A 7,799-nucleotide genomic window follows, 5' to 3' on the forward strand; every position below is an offset into this window, starting at 1 on the left:
CAGCTACCCAAGATGGGCTACAGCCGGCCGGACTTCTCCAGCCCGGGGGCGGGGGCGGGCCCCCGCCCCCCCCCCCCCCCCCACGACCACCGCACTGACCACGACGTTCGCGTCCCAGTGCCCGTCGGGCGCGATGACTCCGCCGCAGGTGATCAGCCGCAGTTCGGCGCCGCGCGTGGGCCCGTACACCCGGGCCGTGGGGAAGCGGTCCGCCGGATAGGTGTCGGTCCGCGTCACCCGGAACGCCACCCGGGCGCCGTCCCCGCGCTCCACCTCGATCCGGTCGCCGGGGCGCAGCCGGCCGATCCGCGCGAAGGCGCCGTTCGTGAGGTGCGTCCCGCCGACGCGCCTGCCGTGCACGTACGTGTTGTCCGGGGCGTCCCGGTGTCCCACGAACACCGCGGGCCCCGGCTGCCCCGGGCGCGGGCCCAGCGCGTACCAGCCGGCCTTCGCCGCGTCCGCGAAGGCCGGTACCTCCAGACCTCCCGCGGCGTCCAGCGCGAGCGGCAGTACGTCCGCCGTGACGGCGAGCGCCGGGATGCGCAGCCGTACGGGCGCGCTGTGCGCGTCGGTGACGGGAACCGGGCGCGGCGCGGCCGTCGACTGCGGGGGCAGGACCGGGGACGGCGCGGGCGACCCGGTCAGCCCGGGGACGAGGCGGAAGGCGAGGGCCGCCGCCACGCAGAGCCCCGCGAGAGCCAGCAGCGCCCGCGGCAGCCGGTCGCGGTCCCCGATCTCGCGCCGCCGGCCGGGGTGCCCGCCGCGTGCGGCCCGGCGTACGGTTCCGTGTCCGGCCGTCAGTGTTCACCGCCCGTCGTGTTCCGGCGGCGCCCCCCCCCCCCGCCGGCGGGCCCCCCCCCCCGCGGGGGGGGGGCGGTGACGCGGTGGAGGGCGAGGGCGGCTGGGCGATGTTCAGCGCTTCCCGCAGCGGCGCCTGCACGATCTGCGGGCGTACGTCCTGACCGCTCCGCTGGGCCGCGGCCGCACCCGGCCGGGGGCCACTGGGCGGGCCGTCCGGACTCACGGACACGCAGCCGGAGACGGCCGTCGCGGCCACGCCGGCCGCGCCGAGCAGGAGCATGGTGGTGGTTCTCGTTCGTCGCACGCGGGCAACTCTGCTGGCCCGAAGGGCACTTCGTACACCTCCCGGCCAGAATGAACCCGGATGGACGATCTTTTCCAGCGGGTGACGGGGTGGTGGCGAGGCGCGAGGAGTGAGGGGTGACGGTGAGGCGACAGGGCAGCACGCCGGCGCGCGCCGGTCGCGCTCATCACGCACCGGTCGCACCCGTACGCGCCGATCGCGCCCGTGCGCGCCCGCATGCGCCGCGAGGCACGGTCACGCGCCGGGCCGCGCCGTCACACGCCCGTAGCGCCGTCCAGGGCCTCCCGGAGGAGGTCCGCGTGGCCGTTGTGGCGTGCGTACTCCTCGATCATGTGCGTGTAGATCCAGCGCAGGGTGAACGGCCGGCCGGTTTCCCGCTGACCGCGCCCCGCCGCCGCGTCGTCGAGGCGGTGCGCCGCCGCGCGCCGCCGCGCCTCGGCGATCTCCGCCTGCCAGGTGGCGTACGCCTCGGCCCAGGTGGCGTCCTCGCCCGGGTGGAAGTCCCCGTCGGGGTCCTCGTCGGTGAAGTAGATGCCCGGCACGTCCTCCCCGTCGAGCGTCTCGCGGAACCAGCCGCGCTCGCACTCGGCCAGATGCCGCACGAGCCCCAGGAGACTCAGTCCTGACGGCGCGACGGCCGGCCGGCGCAGCTGCGCGTCCGACAGGCCCGCGCACTTCAGGGCGAGCGTGGCGCGGTGGTGGTCGAGCCACCCCTCGAGCAGCTCCCGCTCCCCGGCGTCGCCCATGGGCTCGGGCGGGCGGCGAGCGGTCGCCTCCTCCGGCGTCGGCGGCGGGACGGCGGGCAGGACGGCGCCGCCCGCGGCGCCCGTCACGGAAGAGGCGGCGGAGGACCGAGGCGCGGGCGCGGGCGATGTCATGGCCTCATCGTGTCCGAAGGACGGACGGAGCGCGACGCGTTATCCGTCGCGGTGCCGCCGCGACGGCCCACGTATGCTGCCCGCACCGCACCCCCCGGGAGGATTTTCGTGAAGGTCGGCTGCATCGGGCTCGGCGACATCGCGCAGAAGGCCTACCTGCCGGTGCTGACCGCGCGGCCCGGCATCGAGCTGCATCTCCAGACCCGGACACCCGCGACGCTCGCCCGTACGGCCGCCGTCCACCGGATTCCCGCCGCCCAGTGCCACGCCGACCTGGACGCGCTGATCGCCGCGCGGCCCGACGCCGCGTTCGTGCACGCCCCGACCGCCGCGCACCCCGGGATCGTCGGCACCCTGATCGAGGCGGGCATTCCCACGTACGTCGACAAACCGATCGCCGCGACGTACGCCGACGCGGAGCGGCTCGTGCGCCTCGCCGAGGAGCGCGGCACCACCCTCGCCGTCGGATTCAACCGCCGCTTCGCCCCGTCGTACGCGCAGTGCCTCGAACACCCCCGCGACCTGGTCCTGATGCAGAAGAACCGGGTCGGTCTCGCGGGCCCGGCCCGCGATGTCGTCATGGACGACTTCGTGCACGTCGTGGACACGCTCCGCTTCCTCGTACCGGGCACCGTCGACCACGCCGACGTCCGGGTGCGCGTACGGGGCGGCCTCGTGCACCACCTCGTGCTCCAGCTGTCCGGCGACGGGTTCACCGCCCTCGGCACGATGAACCGGACCAGCGGCTCCACCGAGGAGATCCTCGAAGTGTCGGGGCAGGACTCCAAGCGCGTCGTGCTCGACCTCGCCACCGTCATCGACCACAAGGGCCAGCCGACGGTGCGGCGCCGCGGCGACTGGGTGCCCGTCGCCCGCCAGCGCGGCATCGAACAGGCCGCCCTCGCCTTCCTGGATGCCGTGCGCGCGGGGAAGGTGCTCAGTGCCCGGGACGCGCTGGAGACCCATGAGCTGTGCGAGCGGGTGGTGCGGGCGGCGCGGGCAGCGGGCGCCTGAGCCGCCCCCGCCGCACACCCGGCGTCCAGCGCGGCCCGCGCAGCGCGCAGAAGGCCGCCACGACGGCGACCGCGCCGTACACGGCCCAGTCGCCGAACCGGTCGTAGAGCGTGCCGCCGCGCGCCGTCGGCACCTCGTAGACGGCGGACGCGCTGCGCGCTGTCGACAGCTCCCCGCCCACCCGTTCGCCGTGCGGCCCGAAGACGGCGCTCACGCCGGTGAGCGTCGCGTTCACCACAGGACGGCCGGTCTCCGCGGCCCGCAGCGCGCCGAGCGAGGCGTGCTGCGCCGGGGCCCAGGTGTGCTGGAACGTCGCCGTCGACGACTGCACCACCAGCACCTGCGCGCCCTCGTTCGCGAGATTCCGGCTCATGTCGGGGAACGCGGACTCGAAGCAGATCAGCGGCCCCACCCGCAACGTCCCGCCGTCCCGCTCCGGCACCGTCATCACCACCTGCCGGCGCCCCGCCACCCGGTCCTGGCCCGCGGCCCTGCCCACCGAGGTCGCCCAGCCGAGCAGCGCCCGCGCCGGCACGTACTCCCCGAACGGCACCAGCCGCATCTTGTCGTACGTCACCCCCGCCGGCCCCTCGGGCCCCATCAGGGTGCTCCGCTTGAAGACGCCCCTGCGGCCCCAGGCGTCCGTGTCCTGAGCGTCGATGTTCACCAGCACGTCCGCGCCGACCGTGCGGGACAGTGCGCTCAGCCGCCGGCCCAGCGACGGATGCGTCGCCAGGCTGTGCGTCACACTGCTCTCGCCCCACACCACCAGGTCGACGCGGTCGTCCGCCACCTCCCGCGTCAGCCGCTCGCTCCGCGCGAAGCGCAGCTGCGGCGACCCCGGCGCCCGCGAGACGATACCCGGCTGGACCACCGCGATCCGCGCCGCAGGGCCCGACTCGGCGGGCACCGGCGCCCACGCCCACGCCGAGCCCGCCGCCACGGCGCCCAGCACGAGAGCCAGGACGGCCGTGACCCGCGCCGCCGCCGACACGATCAGCAGCGCCACCGCCACATTGACGGCGACGAGCACCAGGCTCACCAGCCACACCCCGCCCACCGAGGCGAGCCGCAGCGCGGGCGTCACCTGCCACTGGCTCGCCCCCAGCACGCCCCACGGCCCGCCGAGCCCCTGCCAGGACCTGACCTGCTCGACCAGCAGCCACGCCGAAGGGACCACGGCGAGCGCGGCGACCGCGCGCCCCGCCCGCGGCGGGCCGTCCGCACCGCCGAGCAGTGACCGTACGAGCAGCCCCCAGGGCGCCCAGAGCAGTCCGAGCAGCGCGCCGAGCACCACGATGAAGACGTGCAGGCTGCCGTAGAGCCAGTGGTGCACGGCCACCATGTAGCCGAATCCGCCCAGCCACCCGTCCAGCGCGGCCCGGCCCCGCGTCGGCGCGGTGCGCGCCAGCAGCAGCCACGGGACCAGCGCCACGTACGCGCACCACCACCAGGACGGCGCGGGGAACGCCAGCGCGGGCAGCGCGCCCGCGTACACCGCCGCCGCGCCGCGCCGCCACGCCGGGGCGCGGCGCCACAGGGGCACGGGGCGCCCCTGGCGCGGCGGACCGTCGTCGCGCTGTTCGATCAGACCGACCGGAACCGGCATGCCGAGTCTCCTCACCGCGGGTGCTGCTCTTCCCCGGTCCATCCCTACCCGCCGCACCGCGCCCCGCCGCGCGGCTCACACGGCTGACCCAGTCCCGTACCCGCGGCCTCGGGGTTTTCCCGTCCTGATCCCGCGACACAAACCCGGCACCCGCCGGCCGGTTCCCCACCCGGCTCCCCCCGATTCGCCTACGGGGAAAGGCCCTTGGGCGTAACCGGCCCGCAGGATGCCCTTCACGACGGGGTATCGTCCGCGCAACGGCGGCGCGCGCGCCGCACGTGGCCACCCACCCCGGCTCGGCCGGTGCGGTGGGTGAGCCGGGGTGGATCATGATCTCTCAGGTGTCGCACAGGGCTTGGTGCACACGGGGTTCTCGACATACGGGTTGACGGGGTTGTGCCGATGAGACTGTGCTTTCTGGTGGAGGAGCAGTACCGCCACGACGGCATGCCGGTCGAGGTGATCCGTCGGCTGACGGCCTGGGGGCACCAGGTGGACGTACTGCGGCCCGGCAGTTCGCTGGTGCCGGTCTCCGAGGCGGTCCGCGCGGGCAGCCATGACGCGTGGGTGCTCAAGACCGTGTCGGGCGGCCCCGGCCTCACCCTGCTGGAAGCCGCGGCGGCCGTCGGCCTCACCACGGTCAACGACGCCCGCGCCATCCGCGCCGTTCGCGACAAGGCACTGGCCGCCGCCATCGGGCGCAGCCGGGGGCTGCCGGTCCCGCTCACCTACGCCGCGGCGCGATGGGGGACCCTGGCCGAGATCCCGGCCGCCGAGTTCCCTCTCGTCGTCAAGCCCGCCCACGGCAGTTCGGGACGCGGCGTCCATCTCGTACCGACACCGGAGCGCCTCCGCGAGATGGCGGCGGACCGCCCCGACGAGGGGCTGCTGATCGCGCAGCCGTACGTGCCGAACGGGGGCACCGACCTCAAGGTCTACTCCGTGGCCGGCGAGCTGTACGCGACGGAGCGTCAGTCGCCGCTGCACCCGGACAGGACACCGCGGGAGCGCCGGGTGGAGCTGCCGCGCGAGGTCGCCGCGATCGCCGAGCGGGTCGGTGAGGTGTACGGCCTCGACCTGTACGGCCTCGACGTACTGCTCGGCCCCGACGGGCCCGTGGTGGTCGACGTGAACGACTTCCCGAGCTTCCGTCAGGTGCCGGACGCCGCGGCGCGGGTGGCCCGTGCCGTGCTGCGGCTCGCCCGCGGCGGCGGCCCGGCCTCCGCACCGACGGCGCCGGCCGACGTGCGCGTGCCCGCCCAGATACCCGTGACGGCCGGCGAGGACCGATGAAAATAGGCCTCGTCACCGCCCGCCCCGGCCATCCGCTGCTCGCCGGTGCCGCCGCGGCCCTGACGCCCCGCCACGAGATCCTGTGGCTCGACCCGGAGCGCGGTGGCGCGCCGGACGGCGAAGGACCACCCGCCGACGTCTACCTGCTCAAGGCGCGCACACCCGCGGCGCTCGCGCTGGCGAGGTGGCTGGAGGAGCGCGGCGCGCCCGTCCTCAACACCGCCTCCGCGACGGAGCTGTGCCAGGACCGCGTCGCGATGGCGGAGCTGGCGCGGGGCGCCGGGCTGCCGTTCGCCGCCACCGAGGCGTTCCCCTCGCTCGCCCGGCTCGCGTCCGGGCCCGCGCCGGGGTATCCCCTGGTCGTCAAGAGTCGCCACAGCCGCAGGAGGGACCTGGTGACCCGCGTCGAGGGCGCCGAGGCACTGCGTGCCCTGCTGCCCGTGTGGCGCGACGAGCCGGTCGTCGCGCAGCCGTTCACCGCGAACAGCGGTTGGGACCACAAGCTGTGGGTGATAGGCGGCCGGGTCTTCGCGGCGCTGCGGCGCTCCGAACTGGCCCACGACGGCGTACGGGAGGCCGCAGCGGCGGGTGATGACGCGGCACGGTCCCGCGCGGCGCGGGGCGCACCGCTCGCACTGGAGGAACTGCCGCCGGGCTGGGCGGCGTTGGCGCTGCGCGCGGGGGAAGTGTTCGCGCTTGACGTGTACGGCGTCGACCTCATCGACGCGGGCGGGGGAGCCCCGGAGATCGTGGACGTCAACGCCTTTCCCGGCGCGCGCGGTCAGGCGGGCGCGCCGGAGGCTCTCGCCGCGCTGGCGCTGCGCGCGGCGGCGGAGGGCGCCGCGGGGCCCCGCGCGTGGCGGCGGCCCGGTACGGAGGACGGGGCCGTTCGCTGTGCGCCGAGGGCCTGAGCTGTGTGCCGAGGGCCTGACGCGGCGGAGGACGCTCACCTACAATGTCGGGATGATCTTCATTACCGTCAAGTTCCCGGTGAAGCCGGAGCACGCGGAGGAATGGCCCGCGAAGGTGGCCGACTTCACGGCCGCGACACGCGCCGAGCCCGGCAACCTCTGGTTCGAGTGGGCCCGCAGCCTGGAGGACCCGAACACGTACGTGCTCGTGGAGGCGTTCAAGGACGACGCGGCCGGCGCGCATGTGAACTCGGACCACTTCAAGGCGGCCATCGCGACGATGCGGCCCCTGGTGAGCCGTACACCGGACATCGTGAGCACCACCATCGAGGGCGCCGACGGCTGGAGCGCGATGGGTGAACTCGCCATCGACTGAGAGTGAGCAGGCGGCGGCGCCGGAGCGACGGCGGCGGGCACCGGGGAGATCCTGGAGGTCGAGGTCGAGGTCGAGGTCGAGATCGGGCGGACGCCGACGGGGACCGGCGGCGCCGCGCGGCGAGGACCGGCGCAGCCCGGGCCCGCGTCAGGCGGCGCTGTCTACGTGGCCGACGGCCGCGGCCCACTCCAGGAGCAGGAGCTCATAGGCCTCGGCGGGCCACGTCCCGTCGGCTGAGTCGACCAGCTCGCGGATGCGCTCGTTGGTCGCCGCGGCGGCGGACACCCTGCGGGGTGCGGCCGGGGAGGCGGAGGACTTGGACATGCGGCAAGCCTAAAACCCCTCACGCCCGATCGTGACCATTCTGTGAGCGTTCTTGGTCACACCCCGAGACGGAATAGTGCTGTGTGTCACGTCGCCGGGAGGCAACGCGCTCGGCCCGGATGCCGTCGCGGGCCGCGTCCGCCCGCCCGCTCAGCGTGCCCGAGTGGCGCGCCGCGGACTCCAGCGTGCAGCCGAGGAGCGGGCCGCCCCCCCGAGCCCCCCCCCCCCCGGGCGCGCCCCGCGCGGGGCCCCCGCCGCAGCCCGCGTCCCGCCCGAACCCCACACCCAG

8 protein-coding genes are annotated in these 7,799 nt (G+C 75.6%); 4 read left to right on the forward strand and 4 right to left on the reverse strand.

The features are described from left to right. Positions 1-3: 3 nt before the first annotated feature. Both LCE31_RS00025 and LCE31_RS00030 read right to left on the reverse strand, forming a co-directional pair. Positions 4-681, reverse strand: coding sequence for a sortase domain-containing protein (locus LCE31_RS00025; RefSeq protein WP_225011669.1), 678 nt, complete (start codon positions 679-681; stop codon positions 4-6). Between the two features lie 678 nt (positions 682-1,359). Beyond that, on the reverse strand, positions 1,360-1,851 hold the full coding sequence (locus LCE31_RS00030; RefSeq protein WP_225011676.1) for a DinB family protein: 492 nt from the start codon (positions 1,849-1,851) through the stop codon (positions 1,360-1,362). Between the two features lie 240 nt (positions 1,852-2,091). Here LCE31_RS00030 and LCE31_RS00035 point away from each other — a divergent pair, with 240 nt between their 5' ends. Next, positions 2,092-2,997, forward strand: coding sequence for a Gfo/Idh/MocA family protein (locus tag LCE31_RS00035; RefSeq protein WP_225011670.1), 906 nt, complete (start codon positions 2,092-2,094; stop codon positions 2,995-2,997). Here the strand turns inward: LCE31_RS00035 and lnt are convergent. Continuing rightward, positions 2,921-4,606, reverse strand: a complete 1,686-nt coding sequence (gene lnt / locus LCE31_RS00040; protein ID WP_225011671.1) for an apolipoprotein N-acyltransferase — start codon at positions 4,604-4,606, stop codon at positions 2,921-2,923. The two genes, LCE31_RS00035 and lnt, sit on opposite strands and share 77 nt — an antisense overlap. 402 nt (positions 4,607-5,008) lie before the next feature. On the opposite strand from lnt, the gene LCE31_RS00045 reads away from it, so the two are divergent. The 3 genes from LCE31_RS00045 to LCE31_RS00055 are packed head-to-tail and all read left to right on the forward strand — an operon-like array spanning position 5,009 to position 7,186. Further along, positions 5,009-5,899, forward strand: a complete 891-nt coding sequence (locus LCE31_RS00045) for an ATP-grasp domain-containing protein (protein ID WP_225011672.1) — start codon at positions 5,009-5,011, stop codon at positions 5,897-5,899. Further along, positions 5,896-6,810 carry an ATP-grasp domain-containing protein gene (locus LCE31_RS00050; RefSeq protein ID WP_225011673.1) on the forward strand — a complete coding sequence of 305 codons (915 nt, stop codon included), beginning with the start codon at positions 5,896-5,898 and terminating at the stop codon, positions 6,808-6,810. Before LCE31_RS00045 ends, LCE31_RS00050 begins: the two co-directional genes overlap by 4 nt. Positions 6,811-6,862: 52 nt before the next feature. Then, positions 6,863-7,186 carry a putative quinol monooxygenase gene (locus LCE31_RS00055; RefSeq protein ID WP_225011674.1) on the forward strand — a complete coding sequence of 108 codons (324 nt, stop codon included), beginning with the start codon at positions 6,863-6,865 and terminating at the stop codon, positions 7,184-7,186. Positions 7,187-7,333: 147 nt separating this feature from the next. Here LCE31_RS00055 and LCE31_RS00060 read toward each other — a convergent pair whose 3' ends face one another. Beyond that, positions 7,334-7,510, reverse strand: a complete 177-nt coding sequence (locus LCE31_RS00060; RefSeq protein ID WP_225011675.1) for a hypothetical protein — start codon at positions 7,508-7,510, stop codon at positions 7,334-7,336. Positions 7,511-7,799 lie beyond the last annotated feature (289 nt).

Source organism: Streptomyces sp. 8L, from assembly GCF_020176795.1.
GTDB lineage: Bacteria > Actinomycetota > Actinomycetes > Streptomycetales > Streptomycetaceae > Streptomyces.

Coding starts and splice junctions, on each gene's coding strand:
- LCE31_RS00050 (WP_225011673.1), top strand. CDS start 5,896: ATGAAAATAGGCCTCGTCACCGCCCGCCCCGGCCATCCGCTGCTCGCC.
- LCE31_RS00055 (WP_225011674.1), top strand. CDS start 6,863: ATGATCTTCATTACCGTCAAGTTCCCGGTGAAGCCGGAGCACGCGGAG.
- LCE31_RS00045 (WP_225011672.1), top strand. CDS start 5,009: ATGAGACTGTGCTTTCTGGTGGAGGAGCAGTACCGCCACGACGGCATG.
- lnt (WP_225011671.1), bottom strand. CDS start 4,606: ATGCCGGTTCCGGTCGGTCTGATCGAACAGCGCGACGACGGTCCGCCG.
- LCE31_RS00060 (WP_225011675.1), bottom strand. CDS start 7,510: ATGTCCAAGTCCTCCGCCTCCCCGGCCGCACCCCGCAGGGTGTCCGCC.
- LCE31_RS00030 (WP_225011676.1), bottom strand. CDS start 1,851: ATGGGCGACGCCGGGGAGCGGGAGCTGCTCGAGGGGTGGCTCGACCAC.